The following is a 17,899-nucleotide window of genomic DNA, read 5'->3' on the forward strand; positions in this document are numbered from 1 at the left end:
CGGCGGTTACGGGCTGGCGAAAGGCTCGGTCGGGCTTTTCGCGGGCTCAGTGAACCAGTCCGGGCCATCCTCGGTCATGCAGATGTGGTCTTCCAGCCGGATGCCGAAGGCGCCCGGCACCACGATCATCGGCTCCACGGAGAAGCACATCCCCGCTTCCAGCGCCATGCGGTTGCCGCGCACGATGTAGGGCGGCTCGTGAATGTCGAGACCGAGGCCGTGGCCCGCCCGGTGTGGCAGGCCGGGAAGCCGGTATCCGGGCCCGAGGCCGCCGGCCTCGATGACGCGCCGCGCGGCGGCGTCCAGCGCTTCAGCCGCCGCGCCGATCCGCGCGGCCGCGAACACGGCCTCCTGCGCCGCCCGCTCCAGCGCCCAGATGCGCGCCACGTCCGGCGTGGGCTCATCGAGCGTGTAAGTGCGCGTGAGGTCGGAATGGTAGCCATCGATGCGGCAGCCGGTGTCGACCAGAATGACGTCGCCGGCGTGGAGCGTCTGCTCGCCGTCCGCGCCATGGGGTAGCGCCGTCGCCTTGCCGAAGGAGACGATGCAGAACGACGAGCCCTCCGGCGCGCCAAGCGCGCGGTGCTGCTCGTCGATGAAGCGCACCGCCTCCGAAGCCCGGATGCCGGGTTTCATGAGGGCGTGTGCGCGGCGGTGGACTTCGAGCGTCAGCCCCATGGCGTGGCGGATGATCGCGATCTCTGCGGCGGACTTGCGCAGGCGCAGGCTCCGCAGCAGCGGCGCGCCTTCCACGATGCGCTCCGCTCCCAGCGCGGCGGCGAGCGGGTAAAAGGCGAACAGCGGCAGCGTGTCGTCCAGCGCCACCTTGCCGGCGGGTCCGGCCAGACTGGCAACGAGAGCGGCCGCGTCCTCGTGTTCCTCCCACGTCGCAATGTCACCCGCGACGTGTGGAAGGGTTTCGACGCGCGAACGCTCGAACCCCGGCACGATATAGACGAGGCGTGTCGGCAGCACCAGCGCGCCCAGCAGGCGCTCGCTGGGGTGCCAGACCAGCCCGGTGAAGTAGCGCATGCTCTCCGAGGCGCTGAGCAGCACCGCCTCCACGCCCGACGCCTGCATGAGGGTGCGCAGGCGTTCCAGACGCTGCGCGTATTCCGCCGGGGCGATGGGCGGCACGGGATGCGGCCAGTCCGCAGTCATGGTGTGTATCCTCACGTGGGCCGCAGGGCGACGAGTTCGTCGTGCAGCGGCTTTGGAATGCTCACCCCGCCGGCGAGGCTGCGCCGGCGCGCCTCGTAACGGCGCTGCGAGGGCAGGCGCGCGCCCTGTTCGACGATGGCGCCGAACATCTTTTCCGCCCGGTCGATGTGCCGGGGCGCATCCACGCCAAGGAACACTGCCGGATCGAGGGCGAGAATCAGTTCGCCGTGGCAGGGCGCGGCGCGCGCGCCGTCGTCGAAGGCCATGGATTCGGCGCTCGTCATGTCGCCGATGAGGGGGCCCGCCAGCAGCTCGATCATGGCAGCGAGGGCAGACCCCTTGTGCCCTCCGAAGGTGAGCATCGCCCCCGCGAGCGCGGCCTCCGCGTCGGTGGTGGGGTTGCCTTCGCCGTCGATCGCCCAGCCCTCCTGGAGCGGCTTGCCGGCGCGCCGGTGCAGCTCGATATCGCCGCGGGCGATGACGCTTGTCGCGAAATCGAACACGAATGGCGTGCCGTCGGGGCGCGGCCAGGCGAAGGCGATGGGGTTGGTGCCGAATACGGGTTTCGTTCCGCCGGCGGGCGCGACCCAGCTATGGCTCGGCGTGAGCGCCAGGGCGACGACGCCTTCCGCCGCGATGGCCTCCACCTCCGGCCACAGGGCGGAGAAATGGAAACAGTTGTTGATGGCGAGCGCCGCGATGCCCTGCCGGCGGGCCTTCTCCACGAGTTTCGGCCGGCCGAGCGCGAAGGCCAACGGCGAGAAGCCGAAATGCGCGTCGACCCGCACGACGCCCGGTGCGTGGTCGACCACGTCCGGCACGGCCTGCGGATCGACCTTGCCGGCGCGGATGGAGTGGACGACCCCGGGCAGCCGGTAAAGCCCGTGGGAATGGCACTCGTCACGCTGGCCGGCGATCACGACGTCGGCGATGGCCTGCGCGTGGGGTTCGGAAAGCCCGGCCGCGCGCAGGATGTCGAGCCCCAGCGCGCGGGCCTCGTCGAGCGAGAGGACGACGTGGTCGGTCATGGCGAGTTCTTCCTCCGGTCATTGTCGATGCATGGCTGCCGCGTCGGGCGTCATGCCGGCCGATTGTCGGCCAGATGTCGGACGGGCGTCAACCGGTACACGCCCGCCCCGCGGCGGCGGCGCCCTGCGCGGCGATTTTCAAGGCATCTTCACAGCACGGATTTGAGGAAGTCGATGGTCTCCGGCATCTGCGGGTTGCCGATGACCTCCCGCGCGGGGCCGATTTCGTGGATGACGCCCTTGTGGAAGAAGGCCACACGATCCGACACGTCGCGCGCGAAGCGGATTTCGTGGGTGACGAGGATCATGGTCATGCCTTCGTCGGACAGCATCCTGAGTGTATCGAGCACCTCACCCACGAGCTGGGGATCGAGCGCCGAGGTCACCTCGTCGAACAGCATGTAGTCGGGCGACATGGCCAGCGCCCGCGCGATCGCCATGCGCTGTTGCTGGCCACCCGACAGCTTCGAGGGATAGACGGAGAGCTTCTCGCCGAGGCCCACATGCCGGAGGTTCTTGGCGGCAATTTCCTCCGCCTCCCGCCGGCCCTTGCCGAGCACCTTGCGCGGCGCCAGCATCACGTTTTCCAGCACGGTGAGATGCGGGAAGGCGTTCCACTGCTGGAACACGATGCCGATCCTGCGTCGCAGCCTGTTGAGGTCGGTGCCGGGGGCATGCACGTCCGTGCCGTCGACGAGGATGCGCCCGCCCTGGATCGGCTCCAGCCCGTTGATGCACATCAGCAGCGTCGACTTGCCGGAACCCGATCCGCCGATGATGGACAGCACCTCGCCCTTCTGCACGGCGAGGCTGACACCCTTCAGCACCTCAAGCGGCCCGAAGGATTTGCGTACGTTTTCGATTTCAATCATTTTCGTGCCACCGCTTTTCAAGGCGCGCGCCGAGGCGGGCAACGGGAAAGCTCATCAGGAAGTAGATCAGGCCGGCGACGGAGAGCACGAGCAGCGGCTCCTGAAGGCGCGTCACCACGATCTGCGAGGCGCGCAGCAACTCGACGATGCCGATCCACAGCACCAGCGCCGTGTCCTTCATCACGCTGAGCACGAGGCCGATCCAGTTCGGCAGCGCCACGCGCAGCGCCATCGGAAAGACGATGTGCGCGAGATCCTGCCTGTAGGTCATGCCGAGGGAGCGCGCCGCGCGCCGGGTGGTGGCGGGAACGGCGAGGATGCCGCCGCGCACGATCTCCGAGCAGTACGAGGCCGTGTAAAGCGACAGCATCACGCAGGCCACCGTAAAGGCGGAGGCGTTCACCCCGATGATGGACTTGAACGAGTTCGCCAGCACGAACTGGATCAGCAGCGGCACGGAGCGCAGCACATCGAGCACGGCACCGAGCGGCGCGTTGAGCCACCACGGCAGCGTGGTGCGCGCCAGGCCGAACGCCATGCCGAGGATCGTGCCGCCCAGCATGGCCCAGGCCGTGATGGACAGCGTGACGCCCGCGCCCTTGAGCATGAAGAGGATGTCGTTCCATCCGAGGTTGGTTTCGAGCATCGCGTCCTCCCTCAGTAGCGGAACAGGCGCCAGGCCAGCAGGCGCGCCGAGAGGGTGATGAGTTTCGCCATCAGGTAGTAGATGACGGCGGCGAACAGGAAATATTCGAAGGTGCGGAAGGTGCGCACGTTCAGTTCCTGTGTCACGCCGGTGAGGTCGGTGTTGAGACCTACTGTCACGCCGAGCGATGTCATCAGCAATGCCCAGACCATCTGGTTCGTCAGCGGATAGAACACGATGCGGAACATCTGCGGAAGCACCACGAGGCGGAAGGCCTGCGTGGCGCCCATGCCGAGCGACCGGGCCGCGCGCGTCTGCGTCTCGGGAATGGCGTTGAGGCCGCCCCGGAACGATTCCGCCAGATAGCCGGCGTTGTTGAAGGAGATGCCGACGAGCAGTGAGGCGTAGGAGTCTAGGTGGATGCCGAGCGAGCCGAGGCCGAAGTAGGTCATGTAGACCTGAAACAGCGCCGGCGTGTTGCGGGCGAGTTCGACCCAGCCGGTGGCGAAACCGTAAAAGAGGCGGTTGTCCGACCGCCGTCCCAGCGCGAGCACGACGGCAATTGCCGTGCCGATCACGAGCGAGAGGACAGCTATCTGAAGCGAGACCAGAGCGCCTTCGAACATCCGGGGCAGCGCATTGAACGCCGGCCGCCAGTGAAAGGTATAGTTGAACATGGCGCGCTACCATTCCGTGGCCGCGTTTTCGGACCGGCCGGGCAAAACCGGTGCCCGGCCGGCGGCGATCGCATCAGTAGTAGACGCCGGGAACGGTCAGGCCGGGCAGGTCGCCGCCCACCCACTTGTCGAACAGTTCCTTATAGCGGCCCGTGCGCACCTGCTGATGCACGAACAGGTTGAGATAGTTGAGCAGGCCGTATTCCTGCCGCAGCGCGATCAGCGAAACGAAATCGGTGACGTAGCCGGAATCGCCGCCCACGACGAAGCCCTTGAATCGGCCGGACTTGACGGTGGCCTGCGCCACCGTGTTGGTGACGACTGTGGCCTCGATCTGGCCCTGCGAGAGCGCGAGGAAGACGTCGGCCTGCGTCTGGTAGCTGCGGAAGGATCCCTTGGAATCGTTCCACTTCTTGACATCGGCCTCAAGGGCGATGGCCTCGTAGGTGCCGGCGGTGGAGCCGACCTTGCGGCCCTTGAGCGATTCGTAGGAATCGATGTTGCTGCCCTCCTTCGTCAGCACCACCATCTTGAATGCGAAGTAGGGAATGGAGAAGCCGATGGTCTTGGCGCGCTCCAGCGTATCGGAGGTGGAGGCCACGCCGACATCCGCGCGTCCCGAAACGAGCGCGGGAACGCGGTCCGGGAAGGGCGTCTCGACGATCTCGGCCTCGACGCCGAGGATTTTCGCCAGATCGTTGCAGGTATCGACGTCGAAACCGATGGGGTTGTTGCTCTCGTCGCGCGAGCCCATGGGTGGGAAGTCGAGCGTAACGGCGCAGCGCAGTTTGCCCGATGCGATAATATCGTCAAGCTTATCGGCGTATGCCGGTGCGGCAATCGCGAGGCTTACGACGACGGCGAACAGTCCGGTCCTGAAATTCATCATATTTTTTCCCTTGCTCTGGAGTTTTTGAAGCTCCGGGAATGCGTGCCCCGGCGCCTGTTTGGCAGAATTTAGCATCTTTTATACTATTTCAACATCAAAATAGACCTTTCCACCAATGGTCTCGAACGCAGCCGAAGCCGCCGGGCGCGGTCTTCAGAAGCGTCCGGCCGAGAACGGCGCGATATCGATCGGCTGCGGATTGCCGTCGAGGAAGTTGGCGACGAGCTGCGCCGTCGCCGCCGCTTGCGTGAGGCCGAGGTGACCGTGCCCGAAGGCGTAGATCACCCGGCCGTCGCGGCTCGCCGTGCCGATGACGGGGAGCGAGTCCGGGATGGAGGGACGGAAGCCCATCCACCGCCGGGCCGGCGCGTCGGGGTTGAAGCCGGGCAGGAAGCGGCGCAGCCGCTGCGCGACGGCCAGCGTGCGCCTGTGGTCGGCCGGCGCGTCCAGCCCGGCGAACTCCACCGCCCCGCCGACCCGGTCGCCAATGGCGAGCGGCGTCGTGACGAAGCCTTCGCCCTCGAACATGACCGGCCGGCCGAGGCCGAATGTTCCCGGTTGATAGGTTGCGTTGTAGCCGCGTTCCGTGTCGAGCGGAACGGCATCGCCGAGTTGCGCCGCCAGCGGCCTGGACCACGCGCCGGCCGCGACAACCACCCGGTCGGCGCCGAGCGGCTCGGCGTCCGCAAGCCGCATGTCCACGCCATCCGGCGCAGGGACGATACCGTTGACCTGCCCCGATATGAAGCGCGCTCCCCGCCCGACGGCCTGGCGAAGCAGGTCTGCCGCCAATATCGCCGGATCGGAGACATGGCAGCCGGCCGGATAGAGGGCGGCGGCCTCCACGTTGCGCAGCGCCGGCTCGATCGCCGCGAGATCGCCCGGGCCGAGTTCTTGCACATCGATGCCAAGCGCACGCTGGCTGGCCAGAACGCCGCTCGCGCGGGCGAAATCCGCCCGGTTGCGCCAGACGGAGAGGATGCCCTGCTCGCGCAGGTGGTGGTCGAGACCGCGCTGCGCCAGCAATGTCTCCCACGCCGGCAGCGCGAGCGCGTTGAGGGAGCGGATGGCGTGCGATCCGGCCGCGATCCGGTCCGCGCCGGATGCCGCGAGAAAGCGCAGCAGCCACGGCACGAGCTGCGGCAGGTAGGCCGGCCGGATCGACAGCGGGCCGAGCGGGTCTGCCAGCCAGCGCGGCAACTGGCGCCACACCTTCGGCGACGCGAGGGGCATGATATCGAGATGGGCGATCCAGCCCGCGTTGGCGTCCGTCGCGCGGCCCTCGCGGCCTTCCTTGTCGACGATGGTGACATCGTGACCGCGGTCGAGCGCGGCGTGGGCGGCCGCAATGCCGACGATGCCGGCTCCGACAATGGTTACGCGCATGATCCCCCTTGCCTGCCTTCTGGCTCAACGAAGCAACGGATATGCCTGAAAGCGCTTCATTCCGATCGGTTACGACGAAACTTGCGCATCGACGACCTGGAACCCGTGGGCGAACGGGTCCCGCCCGTCGATCACGATTGTATTGAATCCCGTCACCCGCGCCCATCCTTCTATGGAGGGAATGATCGCATCGTGTTCGCCGACTTTCGCGCGTCCCTCGATGCGGCCGGTGAAGAGCGAGCCGATGATGCTTTCGTGCACGAAAGCCTCGCCCTCCCGCAAGGCACCGCGCGCCGCAAGATGCGCAATGCGTGCCGAGGTGCCGGTGCCGCAGGGCGACCGATCGATGGCCTTGTCGCCGTAGAACACCGCGTTGCGCGCCGTGCCGTTCGGCGTCTGCGGCCTGCCGGTCCACATCACATGGGTGAGGCGGTCGATGGCCGGGTTTTCCGGATGGGCGATCCGGTAGCGGGCGTTGAAGGCGCTGCGGATGCGCGGACTGAGGCGCAGGATATCGGAAGGCTCGATGTCCGCAACGTCCGTGTAGTTTTCCTGGGCCTCGATGATGGCGTAGAAATTGCCGCCGTAGGCGACGTCGACCGTGATCCGGCCGAGGCCTTCGATGTCGAGTTCGTAGCCGGTTCCGTAAAGGAACGATGGCACGTTGGTGATGCGCACGCTCTCGACGAAGGGGCCGTTCTGCTTGTAGCGCGCCTCGACGGGACCCGCCGGCGTGTCGAGCCGCAGCAGGCCCGGCGTGCGCGGCTGGATCAGCCCGTTTTCGAGGGCGATCGTCACCGTGCCGATTGTGCCGTGGCCGCACATCGGCAGGCAGCCCGAGGTTTCGATGAACAGCACGCCCGTATCGCAGTCCGGCCGGGTCGGCGGGTAGAGGATCGAGCCGGACATCATGTCATGCCCACGCGGCTCGAACATCAGGCCGGTGCGGATCCAGTCGTATGCGGCGAGGAAATGCTGGCGGCGCTCGAACATCGTCGCGCCTTCGAGCCGCGGTATGCTGCCGCCCGCGACGACCCGCACCGGATTGCCGCAGGTGTGACCGTCGATACAGAAGAAAGTGTGACGCGACATGGCTGCGCTCACTGTTCGAAAAAGGAACCATTCGGCGACAGGCGGGATGCGAACCCGCCGGTCTTCGGGATCGTTTCCGGCCGCGGCCGGTCTCGGCTCACAGGCCGGCGCCGGGCCATTCCGGATGGAACTGCCTTGTGACGGCCGGGGTGGCGCCTTGCTGGCCGGTCTGCGATGCCATTGTTTTTCTCCCTGGAAGTTTTCTTGAGCGACCATATTGTAGATTGTATAAAATATCCCGTGTCAAGCGAATCCGTCAATTCGTGGTATGCAGGCGTTTCCTCTCGCATCGGGCATATGATCGATGGCAGTCAAAAGCGGTTCGACAAAAAGCACTTCTGCGCGGACCAGCGCCCGCAACGCGGCGCAGCCGCCGCGGGCGTCCGCATCCCGGCTTTCCACACCTGAAGGGTCGCCTGCGGCCACCGCCGTGCCGGCAAGGCCGGTGCGCAAGACGCTGGAGCCACAGGACCATATCGGCCGCAGTGGCGGGCGAACTGCGCCAGCGCATCGTCGACGGCCAGTTTCCCGCCGGTTTCCAGTTGCGGCAGGATGCGCTGGCGGCGGAATTCGGGGTGAGCCGCATCCCGGTGCGCGAAGCGCTCATGCAGCTTGAGGCGGACGGGCTCGTCAAGATCCACCCGCATCGCGGCGCCATCGTCGTGGCGCTGTCTCCGGCGGAGATCCTCGAACTGTTCGAGCTGCGCGCCCTGTTGGAGCCGCGCCTGCTGCGCACGTCCGCGCCGCATCTCACACCCGCCGATTACGAGCGGTTGCGCGATATCCTGCACGAATACAGCGTGGAACTGCGCGCGAAGCGCGCCAGCCGTTGGGGCGAACTCAACTGCGCGTTTCACATGCTTCTCTACAGCCACGCCGGACAGCCGCGCGCCCTGGCGATCGTCGCCAATCTGCTGCAGGAATGCGACCGGCACACGCGCATCCAGCTTTCCTTCTCTGGCAATCCGGAGCGGGCGGAAGCCGAGCACGCCGGAATCCTGCGCCGGTGTGCCGACGGCGATATCGACGGCGCGTGCGCCCTGCTGGAGGAGCATATCGGGAGCGTCAGCCGGTCGCTGCTCGACCGGCTGGTGACGGATGCGGCAGCCGACGGCCGGCCGGCGGCGTAGCTCCCGTCGCCGATGCCGCCGTTACGCCGCACCCTGCAGGATATCGGCAAGGAGGGGCGCATCGATGTTGCCGCCCGACAGCACGACCCCGACTTTCCTGCCGCGCATCTTTTCCTTTTCCTGAAGCAGCGCGGCGAGGGCCGCCGCGCCCGCGCCCTCCGCCATGTTATGGGTGGCGGTGAACAGGATGCGGATGGCCTCGCGCACTTCGTCATCGCTGACGGCCACGATCCGGTCCGCGCCTCTCGCGTAGATGGCGAATGCCTCTTCCACGGGCGTCCGGACGGCGAGTCCGTCCGCAATGGTGTCGGCGGAGTCTGTCGCCGTGAGCCGCCCGCTCTCGAACGACAGCTTGGCCCCCGCGGCCTCGGTCGACACCACGCCCACCACCTTTGTCCGCAGGCCGAGCGCATCGCGCGCGGCGATCACGCCGCAGATGCCGGAGCCGCAGCCTACGGGCACGTAGACGGTATCGAGGTCAGTTGCGGCTGCGAACAGCTCCAGCGCATAGCTGGCGACGCCGCGCACGATCTCCCGGTGAAACGGCGGCACCGGGAAGAGATTTTCGCTTGATGCGAGCCGGGCGGCCGCGCCGCGCGCGGCATCGAAATCCGCACCGAAGGTGACGACATCCGCGCCGAACGCACGCATGGCCGCGTTCTTGCCGGGCGAGTTGCCGTGGGGCACGACGATGGTCGCCCGCAACCCGGCGGCGGTCGCGGCGCGCGCCTGGCTCTGGCCGTGGTTGCCGCGCGTGGCGGTGACGATGCCTTGCACGCCGGGCTGCGTGCGCTTCACCCAGTCGAGGAAGGTGATGCCGCCGCGCACCTTGAAGGCGCCCGTCGGCGTATGGTTCTCGTGCTTGACGATGACAGTCGCGCCGGTGCATTCGTCGAGGAGCGGCCAGCTATACTGCGGCGTGGGCGGCATGTGCCGGTAGACGAGGCTCGCCGCCTCGATGAGATCGTTTTTGCCAAACATGACGGTTTCCGGATAGGGTGTGTCTCGTGCCGAATGTGGCGTCGTGTCGTTGGCCGGTCTTTCAGAAAAATGACATCGAATGACAGGGCATCTCGTGGCGGGGCGGGCCGTCTCCCGGCGGGCGAGCCGGCGCGGTTGTTCGTCTGCGGCAGCGCGCGCCTCGAACTCCTGCCCGCCCGCCCCTACGAAGCCCGCTACGTGGCGGAGACGGACGGCGTCGGTTTCGCGTTCGATCTGCAGCGGGGTGTGCATGCTTTCGGCAGCGACCGGCCGAGCGCGTTCCACACGCGCCCCAACAGCGTGGCCTTCGTGCCGAGAGGCTGCGACGTCTATTCCCGTTCGCCCGAGGGCGGCGAATATCTCGTCGTGGCGCTGCAGTCGTCGCCTGAAACGCCGCTCGCGAACGCCGTACGTTTCACCGATGCCATTCTGCCCGCCGCTGTCGCGGCTGCGCATCGGCTGCGCGCCCGCCTGCTGGAGGAAGCCGTCGAGCCGCTGCTTGTTGAGGAGGGTGTGCACGACCTGCTGGAGCGAGTGGCGCTTCAGGCCTTTCCGGCGCCGTGCCGCCGCGCGGCAGAGCGCTGGATGACGCCGGCGCGGCTGCGCACCGTCAGCGACATGATCGAGGCGCGTCTCGACGGGCCGCTGGCGGTGGAAGACCTCGCATCCGCGCTCGGCCTTTCCGCCGGCTTCTTCACCCGCGCGTTCCGGGCGGCGACCGCGCGCAGCCCGCACAGCTATGTCATCGACCGCCGCATCGCGCGGGCGCGCCGGCTGTTGCTGACATCCCGCCAGGGGCTCGCCGGGATCGCCCTCGCGGCGGGCTTCTCGTCGCACGCGCACATGACGGCGACGTTCCGCGAGCGGCTTGGCATTTCGCCGGCAGAATTCCGGCGGCGGCACGCGCCGGATGGCGACGGGCGGCTCAGGTGATTTGCAGCGAGCCTCTGGCGTTCATCAGCAGATCGACCACGTCCGCAGCCGTGATGATGGTGTAGCACGGGTCCATTTGCGCGGCGTCGAGGCCGTTGTGAATCATGCAGGAACCGCAGATGGCGATGCGGCCGCCGCCGTCGAGGAACTTCCGCAGCAGGTCGCTGACGGGCTCGAAGGGCGCGCCGATGGCCATGCCCTGCGTCGCGTCGGGCTTGCCGAGTTGCACCGCCTCGACCATCAGGATGATGACGGCGCTGTGACCCTTCGTCAGCGCGTTCACCGCCATGGTGAAGGCGACGGTCACCTTCTCCGGGTTGCCTGCGCCATCGAAAATCGTGGCGACGAATTCGGCAGTTTTCATGATGCGTTGTCCTCGTCGGGCGTTGGAGCGCTGTCCGGCCGGTTATCTCCTGCATGGCCGGAATATTTGTTTCGTAATATATATTGCGTATTTTTGCAATCAAATATATGAAACAAAATCGGCAGTCACGCGAGGGAAGGAGCCACCATGTCAGCCGTCGAAAACCGCAATGTCGTTCTCGTGCAGGAAAGCGGTCACGGGCCTTATGGTCAGTTCGTCAGCATCGGTCAGCACATCATGGGTGCGGACGAGCCCGGCGCCGTGGGCGGGCACAATACGGGGCCGGACCCGTTCGAGTTCGTGCTCGCCGGCATCGGGGCCTGCACGGTGATGACGATCCGCATGTACGCGAACCGGAAGAAGTGGCCGCTCGACGACGTGCGTGTCTCGGTGCGTCACGTCCGCGCCGCCACGGGCGGCGAAGGCGGCGTGCGGCATGCGGTGGAGCGTACGATCTCCCTCACCGGCGCGCTGGACGACGAGCAACGCGCGGCGCTGATGGCGATCGCCGAAAGGTGTCCGGTCAGCCTGGCGCTGGAAACAGGCATGGAAATCACATCAATTGCAGGGTAAATAGGGAGGCGAACCGGGCCACAGCGTCATCGCTTGAGCGGTGCATCGAATTTTCCGGGAAACGGTATCCGTTTTCCGGTCTGATGTCCGGAGGGGATTTCTGGCGTTCCGTCAGCCGCTTCGATGGCCTCACGAACGCGCATCGGGTGAGAGAGACCATTATGGCGGCAGAGGCGCTGGCGCGCAGAAACATTCTTGTCCTTACGCTGGCGCAGTCACTCGGTGCGGCGGGGCCGCCGATTATCATCTCGCTCGGCGGTATCGTCGGCCAGATGTTGTCGCCCGACGCCGCGCTGGCGACGCTGCCGGTGAGCCTCTACAGCCTGGGCCTCGCCATGGGCACCATCCCGGCCGCCCTCATCATGCGCCGTTTCGGGCGGCGGAGCGGCTATCTGCTCGGCGCGGCCATCGGCGTGTTCTCGGGGCTGGTGGCGACGCTCGGCATCGTGCTGGCCGCCTTCGTGGTCTTCTGTCTCGGCACCTTCATGGCCGGTTTCTATGGCGCGTATGTGCAGAGCTACCGCTTCGCGGCGGCCGACGCGGCGACGGGCGCGCTCAAGGCCAAGGCCATCTCGTGGGTGATGATCGGCGGTCTCGCGGCGGCGGTGATCGGGCCGCAGCTCGTCATCTGGACGCGCGATGCCTTTCCCGCCGCGCCTTTCGCGGGAAGCTTCCTCAGCCAGTCGGCGCTGGCGCTGCTGGCACTGCCGGTGCTCACGCTGCTGCGCACGCCGCCGGCCTCGTCCGCGCCGGCGGGTGCCGCGCATGCCGCCAACGGCCGCTCGTTGCGCGAACTCCTGCTCTCGCCACGCCTGATGCTGGCTATCGCCGCGGGTATCGTATCCTATGCGCTGATGAGTTTCGTGATGACGGCGGCGCCGATCGCCATGGTCGGCTGCGGCTTCACGGTGGGGGAGGCGGCGCTCGGCATCCAGTGGCATGTGCTGGCGATGTTCGCGCCGAGTTTCGTCACCGGCAACCTCATGACCCGCTTCGGCAAGGAGCGGGTGACGGCACTCGGCCTGCTGCTTATCGCGGCTTCCGGCGCGGTGGCGCTGATGGGGCTGGAACTCGCCCACTTCTGGATTTCGCTCATCCTGCTCGGCGTGGGCTGGAACTTCGGCTTCATCGGCGCCACCGCCATGGTGACGGACTGCCACACACCGGAGGAACGCGGGCGGGTGCAGGGTGCCAACGATTTCCTGATCTTCGGCACGGTCGCCGCCGCCTCGTTCTCCGCCGGCACCCTGCTGACGGCCTCCGGATGGGAGATGATCAACTGGCTGGTGTTTCCGGCGGTCGCCCTCGTGCTCGTGCCGCTGCTGTGGCGGCTGCCCGCGGTGCGGGCGGCCTGACGGCCTATCTCACGACGGCGATGGCGAAGCCGTCCCATCCCTTGCCGCCGACGGTCTGGATCGCGCTCGCCACCAGACGGGGTTCGGCCGCGACCATGTCGAAGAACCGGCGAGTACCCTGCACGCGAGGGTCCGGGCTGTCTGGATCGGCGATTGCCCCGTCGCGCACGACATTGTCGCAGATGATGACGGTGCCGGGGCGGGAGAGCCTGAGCGCCCATTCGAGATAGGCCGGGTTGTTCTCCTTGTCAGCGTCGACGAAGACGAGGTCGAACGGCGCTTCCCCGGCGAGCTGCGGCAGGGTTTCGAGCGCCGGGCCGACGCGCAGGTCCACGACGTCCTGCAGGGCGGCCCTGCCGATATTCTCCCGCGCCACGGCGGCGTGCGCCGCATCGGCCTCCAGCGTCACCAGCCTGCCGCCCTCGCCGAGGGCGCGCGCCAGCCAGATCGTGCTGTAGGCACCGAGCGTGCCGATTTCCAGAATACGGCGCGCGCCGACCATCAGCGCGAAGATGTGCAGCAGCCTGCCCTGATTCGGCGCGACATCGATCGCCGGCAGACCGGCCGCCGCGTTGGCGCGCAGCACCTCGTCCAGAACCGGGTCGGTGGGAACGAGCCTGTCGATGAGGTAGTCGTCGACTTCGGTCCAGAGGTCCGTCATTGCGCCCATCCTGAATGCTGTGCCGCCGGCTGACGGCACGATAACGGATAGCATAATGCAGGTGCATCGTAGAGTGTTTCTGTCAAAGACAGAAACACTCCAGCATTTGCCCGTGGCAGAAATAGCTTCGCTTTTTCAACGCTTGAACGCCGCGCGGGCTCAAGAGTTTTTAGCTTTTTGATTCGATCAAAATGAGAAAAACTCTGACATATCTCGTCGTGAGGCCCGGTACTCTTGCGGCCCGATGCTCTTGCGGCCGGGCAGGCGAGGGGGCGGGCATCGCGCCGTCATCTCTCGCCGCCTTTCATGCAACCGTGCTCGTCAGGCAACCATGCTCGTCAGGCAACCATGCTCTTGCCGAATTCGCTGACCTGGCGGTCGAACAGCGCCTTGTAGGCGCCATCGGGCCGTGCCAGCAGGGCGGTGTGGCTACCTTCCTCAACCACGCGGCCGCGGTCGAAGACGAGGATGCGGTCCATCGCCCGCACGGTGGAGAGCCGGTGGGCGATGACGATTGTGGTGCGGCCCTGCATCAGCCGTTCGATCGCCTGCTGGATCAGCGCCTCCGATTCCGAGTCGAGGCTTGACGTTGCCTCGTCCAGAATGAGAATCGGCGCATCCGCCAGAAACGCGCGGGCGAGGGCGACACGCTGGCGTTCGCCGCCGGAGAGTTTCACGCCGCGTTCGCCCACCAGCGTGGCATAGCCCCGGGGCAGGCGGGCGATGAAGTCGTGGGCGTTGGCGAGCCCCGCCGCATGCGCGATCTCCGCCATCGACGCCCCCGGCCGGCCATAGGCGATGTTTTCGGCCAGCGAGCGGTGGAACAGCACCGGCTCCTGCTGGACGATGGCGATGTTCGCGCGCAAGCTCGACTGTGTCACCAACGCGATATCGATGCCGTCGATGGTGACGCGCCCGCCCGTGACGTCGTAGAGACGCTGGATCAGCTTGATGAACGTCGTCTTGCCCGAACCGGAGCGTCCGACGAGGCCGACTTTCTCGCCCGCCGCGATGGTGACGGAGAAGTCGCGGTAGAGCGGTTCGTCGTGGCCGGCGTAGTGGAAGGTGACGTCGTCGAAGACGATCCTGCCCGCGCCCACCCGTATCCCGCCCGCGCCGGCGCGGTCCTCGACGCCGTAGGGCAGCGCGTGCATGGCCACGAGTTCCTCCATGTCGTTGACCGAACGCTGGAGGTTGTGGACATGCTGTCCCACGTCGCGCAGATAGCCGTGCACCACGGTGTAGCTCGTCAGCACGAAGGTAACGTCGCCCGGCGTGGCGCGGCCCTGCGTCCACAGCCAGATGACGAAGCCGACAACGGACGCCTGCAGCGCGAGCAGCACGACATCCTGCGTGGAGCCCGACATGGTGCCGCGCACCCACGTGCGGCGGGTGCGTTTGCGCCATTTCATCAGCACCACGGCCAGCCGGTCGTCCTCGCGCCGTTCCGCGCCGAACGCCTTGACGACGGGATTGCAGGAGATGGCGTCCGCGAGCGCGCCGCCGAGGCGCGTGTCCCACGCATTCGCAAGCCGGGCCGCCGGGGCGACGAAACGCAGCGACAGGAACAGCGTCACGCCGACGTAGAGCACCGCGCCGGCGAGCACGACGAGCCCCATCGCCGGCCACCGCCACGCGAGCAGGATCGTCGTGCCGAACAGCACCACGAGCGAGGGCAGCAGCGCGATCAGGATGGTGTCGGTGAGCAGGTCGAGCGCCCACATGCCGCGCGTGATCTTGCGCACCGTGGAGCCGGCGAAGTTGTTGGCGTGCCAGTCCGTGGAGAAGCGCTGCAGGCGTGCGAAGGCATCCTGCGCCACCCGCTCCATCGTCGTCAGCGTCAGGCGGGTGATGGCGAGGAAGCCCAGATGACGGAATGCCACGGCCAGCACGCCCACAGCCACGATGGACGCCAGCGCCCCCGTGGCCACCTCTGTCGCATCCGGCCCGGCCCGCGCTATGGCATCGACGAGCTGCCCGGCGAAGACGGGCACGAACAGGTTGGCCGTCGTCATCAGCGTGATGGCCGCGACGATGGCGGAAACGGTGAGGGGCTGGCGTGCCCAGTGACCGAAAGTGAAGGCAAGGACGGCCCGGAACGGCTCCGGCCGCCTGGTGGAGGTTTGAACGGACATCGAATTCTTCGGCGCCGCGCGGTCGCCGACTCCAGATTGATCAGGGAAGCGTGGCGGGGCGGCGTACGACCGCCATCCGCGGAGGAAGCGTCTTGAAGGGATCAGGGGCCGGTACGCCCGCGCCTGCGGCGGGCCACGGCACGTTCCAACCTAGTGGAAGGACGGCCCGGGGAGGGCGACAACGGTCATGATTATCATCCAGCCCTCCCTGTCTCATCCGGAACCTGATGGCAGCAACAGGTGCCATATCATGCGCGCGCTGGCAAGCGGTTTGTTCGGCGCCGCTTGACATGAGCCGCTTGACACGGGAGCGGACGGGCGGACATATCGGATGTTGAAAACGGAAACGACGGCCATCCATTCATTCCGGATCGTGCATGAGCAAGCTTCCCGATCTCGAAGCCTGGGCGGTGTTCGCCCGCGTCGCCGAAGCCGGCTCGTTCGCCGGGGCGGCGAAGGCGCTCGGCATGTCACAGCCGACGGTATCGAAGGCCATCGCGCGCCTTGAGGCGCGCATCGGGACCGCGCTGCTGCACCGCACCTCCCGGCGCCTCGCTCTGACACGCACCGGTGAGGCGATGCGCGAGCGGGCTATGCGCCTCCTGGCAGAGGGCGAGGCGGCGGAGGCGGAGGCGGCGGACGCCGCCGTCAGCCCGCGCGGGCCGGTGCGGATTGCCGCGCCGATGTCTTTCGGCACGAAATATCTGGCGCCCCTCATTCCGGGTTTTCTGCGACGCTATCCGCAGGTGACGGTCGAACTGTCCCTCGACGACCATCAGGTCGATATCGTTTCCGGCGGTTTCGATGTCGCGCTGCGGATCGCGGCGCTGATGGACTCGTCCCTGCGGGCGCGCCGTCTGTGCACGGTGCGCCGGCCGCTCGTGGCGACGCCCGCCTATCTCGAAAAACACGGACGGCCCGGCCATCCGCGCGAGCTGGAGCAGCACGCCTGCCTGATCTACACCAACCTGCCCTCACCGGACGTCTGGCGCTTTCACCACGAGACGGAGGGCGACTGCGCGGTGGCCGTGCGCGGCCCCGTGAGGGCCAACAACGCGGACGCGCTCACCCCCGCCCTGCTGGCCGGGCAGGGGCTTGCGCTCCAGCCGGAGTTCATGGTCTGGGACGAGCTGGCGGAGGGGCGGCTGGAGGAAATCCTGCCCGGATGGGAGATCGGCGGTATCGCGCTCAACCTCGTCCTGCCGCCCGGCGGGCCGCGTGCCGCGCGCGTGACGGCGCTCACCGGCTATCTCGTCCAGTCGCTGGCCGTCGCGCCTTGGGCGCGGGGTGACTAGAATCTGTCCCGTTTACGTTGAAACAGAACAGATTCTCGTTTCCTTATTTTGAGCACGCTCTATCCGGATGTCGTCGCGCCGCCCCCGACTGTTGTCCGGAGGAAGGTTTCGACATCGCCAAGCTCGCTCTGCCGCACTTCGTGGCCGCCGGGGTGGATGCTGGTGGCGACGCTGCTGCCCTGCGCGCGGAAGAAATCGATCAGCGCCTGCGACAGTGGCCATGGGCAGATGGGATCGCGCTGGCCCGCCGTGATGAGGACGTCGAGCGGCGCGAGCCGCGCATCGGGCGCGGGCGTCCACGGAATGAGCGGGTGCATCAGCACCGCTCTGTTGAACAGCGCCGGCGCATGGAAGACGACCGACGCGAGGATGTTGGCGCCGTTGGAATAGCCGAGGCCGACCACGGGCGCATCCGGATGCGCGGCGCGATGGGCCGCGACGAATCCGGCCATCTTTTCCGTGCGCGCGGCGAGGTCCCGCATGTCGTAGACGCCTTCGCCGGTGCGTCGGAAGAAGCGGTTCGCGCCATGCTCTGAAACGTCGCCGCGGGGCGAGACGATGCCCGCCTCCGGCAGGATCTCTCGGATCAGGCCGAAGAACTGGTGCTCGTCCCCGCCGGTGCCGTGAAAGGCGAACACCAGCGGCGCGCCGGGGGCCGGGTCGTGACGCAGATGGGAATAGGCATCGAGGGACACGGTGGCCTCCATGGGATGCGAGACGG

At 67.3% G+C, this 17,899-nt stretch carries 19 protein-coding genes; 6 read left to right on the forward strand and 13 right to left on the reverse strand.

What is annotated here, in order from left to right; translation table 11 throughout:
- Positions 1 to 6 precede the first annotated feature (6 nt).
- The 8 genes from ACFFJ7_RS14330 to ACFFJ7_RS14365 all read right to left on the reverse strand — a co-directional run bounded on the left by ACFFJ7_RS14330 (position 7) and on the right by ACFFJ7_RS14365 (position 7,751).
- On the reverse strand, positions 7 to 1,161 hold the full coding sequence (locus ACFFJ7_RS14330; RefSeq protein WP_377593193.1) for a M24 family metallopeptidase: 1,155 nt from the start codon (positions 1,159 to 1,161) through the stop codon (positions 7 to 9).
- 11 nt (positions 1,162 to 1,172) lie between these two features.
- On the reverse strand, positions 1,173 to 2,189 hold the full coding sequence (locus tag ACFFJ7_RS14335) for an Ldh family oxidoreductase (RefSeq protein WP_377593195.1): 1,017 nt from the start codon (positions 2,187 to 2,189) through the stop codon (positions 1,173 to 1,175).
- 149 nt (positions 2,190 to 2,338) lie between these two features.
- A complete protein-coding gene (locus tag ACFFJ7_RS14340) occupies positions 2,339 to 3,061 on the reverse strand; it encodes an amino acid ABC transporter ATP-binding protein (protein WP_166952107.1) in 723 nt (240 codons plus the stop codon).
- Positions 3,054 to 3,707, reverse strand: a complete 654-nt coding sequence (locus ACFFJ7_RS14345; RefSeq protein WP_166952102.1) for an amino acid ABC transporter permease — start codon at positions 3,705 to 3,707, stop codon at positions 3,054 to 3,056. The genes ACFFJ7_RS14340 and ACFFJ7_RS14345 overlap by 8 nt, the downstream gene beginning before the upstream one ends.
- Before the next feature lie 11 nt (positions 3,708 to 3,718).
- On the reverse strand, positions 3,719 to 4,384 hold the full coding sequence (locus ACFFJ7_RS14350) for an amino acid ABC transporter permease (protein WP_377593197.1): 666 nt from the start codon (positions 4,382 to 4,384) through the stop codon (positions 3,719 to 3,721).
- A 73-nt stretch (positions 4,385 to 4,457) separates the two neighbouring features.
- Positions 4,458 to 5,270: an ABC transporter substrate-binding protein gene (locus ACFFJ7_RS14355; protein WP_377593387.1), complete on the reverse strand. Its 813-nt coding sequence runs from the start codon at positions 5,268 to 5,270 to the stop codon at positions 4,458 to 4,460.
- Positions 5,271 to 5,426: 156 nt separating this feature from the next.
- On the reverse strand, positions 5,427 to 6,659 hold the full coding sequence (locus tag ACFFJ7_RS14360; RefSeq protein WP_377593199.1) for an NAD(P)/FAD-dependent oxidoreductase: 1,233 nt from the start codon (positions 6,657 to 6,659) through the stop codon (positions 5,427 to 5,429).
- A 69-nt stretch (positions 6,660 to 6,728) separates the two neighbouring features.
- Positions 6,729 to 7,751, reverse strand: a complete 1,023-nt coding sequence (locus ACFFJ7_RS14365) for a 4-hydroxyproline epimerase (RefSeq protein WP_377593201.1) — start codon at positions 7,749 to 7,751, stop codon at positions 6,729 to 6,731.
- A 204-nt stretch (positions 7,752 to 7,955) separates the two neighbouring features.
- On the opposite strand from ACFFJ7_RS14365, the gene ACFFJ7_RS14370 reads away from it, so the two are divergent.
- Positions 7,956 to 8,159: a hypothetical protein gene (locus ACFFJ7_RS14370; protein WP_377593203.1), complete on the forward strand. Its 204-nt coding sequence runs from the start codon at positions 7,956 to 7,958 to the stop codon at positions 8,157 to 8,159.
- 77 nt (positions 8,160 to 8,236) lie between these two features.
- On the forward strand, positions 8,237 to 8,881 hold the full coding sequence (locus ACFFJ7_RS14375) for a GntR family transcriptional regulator (RefSeq protein ID WP_377593205.1): 645 nt from the start codon (positions 8,237 to 8,239) through the stop codon (positions 8,879 to 8,881).
- Between the two features lie 21 nt (positions 8,882 to 8,902).
- On the opposite strand, the gene ACFFJ7_RS14380 is transcribed toward ACFFJ7_RS14375, so the two are convergent.
- On the reverse strand, positions 8,903 to 9,862 hold the full coding sequence (locus ACFFJ7_RS14380) for a threonine dehydratase (RefSeq protein ID WP_377593206.1): 960 nt from the start codon (positions 9,860 to 9,862) through the stop codon (positions 8,903 to 8,905).
- 69 nt (positions 9,863 to 9,931) lie between these two features.
- Here ACFFJ7_RS14380 and ACFFJ7_RS14385 point away from each other — a divergent pair, with 69 nt between their 5' ends.
- Positions 9,932 to 10,795 (forward strand): helix-turn-helix domain-containing protein, encoded by an 864-nt coding sequence (locus ACFFJ7_RS14385; RefSeq protein ID WP_377593208.1) that lies wholly within the window; start codon positions 9,932 to 9,934, stop codon positions 10,793 to 10,795.
- On the opposite strand, the gene ACFFJ7_RS14390 is transcribed toward ACFFJ7_RS14385, so the two are convergent.
- Positions 10,788 to 11,159: a DsrE family protein gene (locus ACFFJ7_RS14390; RefSeq protein WP_377593210.1), complete on the reverse strand. Its 372-nt coding sequence runs from the start codon at positions 11,157 to 11,159 to the stop codon at positions 10,788 to 10,790. The two genes, ACFFJ7_RS14385 and ACFFJ7_RS14390, sit on opposite strands and share 8 nt — an antisense overlap.
- A 147-nt stretch (positions 11,160 to 11,306) precedes the next feature.
- On the opposite strand from ACFFJ7_RS14390, the gene ACFFJ7_RS14395 reads away from it, so the two are divergent.
- A complete protein-coding gene (locus ACFFJ7_RS14395) occupies positions 11,307 to 11,732 on the forward strand; it encodes an OsmC family protein (RefSeq protein WP_377593212.1) in 426 nt (141 codons plus the stop codon).
- Positions 11,733 to 11,893: 161 nt separating this feature from the next.
- Positions 11,894 to 13,087 (forward strand): MFS transporter, encoded by a 1,194-nt coding sequence (locus ACFFJ7_RS14400; RefSeq protein WP_377593388.1) that lies wholly within the window; start codon positions 11,894 to 11,896, stop codon positions 13,085 to 13,087.
- A 4-nt stretch (positions 13,088 to 13,091) separates the two neighbouring features.
- On the opposite strand, the gene ACFFJ7_RS14405 is transcribed toward ACFFJ7_RS14400, so the two are convergent.
- Both ACFFJ7_RS14405 and ACFFJ7_RS14410 read right to left on the reverse strand, forming a co-directional pair.
- A complete protein-coding gene (locus ACFFJ7_RS14405; protein ID WP_377593215.1) occupies positions 13,092 to 13,748 on the reverse strand; it encodes an O-methyltransferase in 657 nt (218 codons plus the stop codon).
- Between the two features lie 338 nt (positions 13,749 to 14,086).
- A complete protein-coding gene (locus ACFFJ7_RS14410) occupies positions 14,087 to 15,883 on the reverse strand; it encodes an ABC transporter ATP-binding protein (protein WP_377593217.1) in 1,797 nt (598 codons plus the stop codon).
- Positions 15,884 to 16,260: 377 nt separating this feature from the next.
- Between ACFFJ7_RS14410 and ACFFJ7_RS14415 the strand changes: the two genes are divergently transcribed.
- Positions 16,261 to 17,178, forward strand: coding sequence for a LysR family transcriptional regulator (locus ACFFJ7_RS14415; RefSeq protein ID WP_377593220.1), 918 nt, complete (start codon positions 16,261 to 16,263; stop codon positions 17,176 to 17,178).
- A 59-nt stretch (positions 17,179 to 17,237) separates the two neighbouring features.
- Here ACFFJ7_RS14415 and ACFFJ7_RS14420 read toward each other — a convergent pair whose 3' ends face one another.
- Entirely contained in the window at positions 17,238 to 17,873 is a 636-nt protein-coding gene (locus ACFFJ7_RS14420; protein WP_377593223.1) for an alpha/beta hydrolase, read from the reverse strand.
- Between the last annotated feature and the right edge of the window lie 26 nt (positions 17,874 to 17,899).

The organism is Pseudochelatococcus lubricantis, assembly GCF_042432495.1.
In the GTDB taxonomy this organism is placed as follows: domain Bacteria; phylum Pseudomonadota; class Alphaproteobacteria; order Rhizobiales; family Beijerinckiaceae; genus Pseudochelatococcus; species Pseudochelatococcus lubricantis.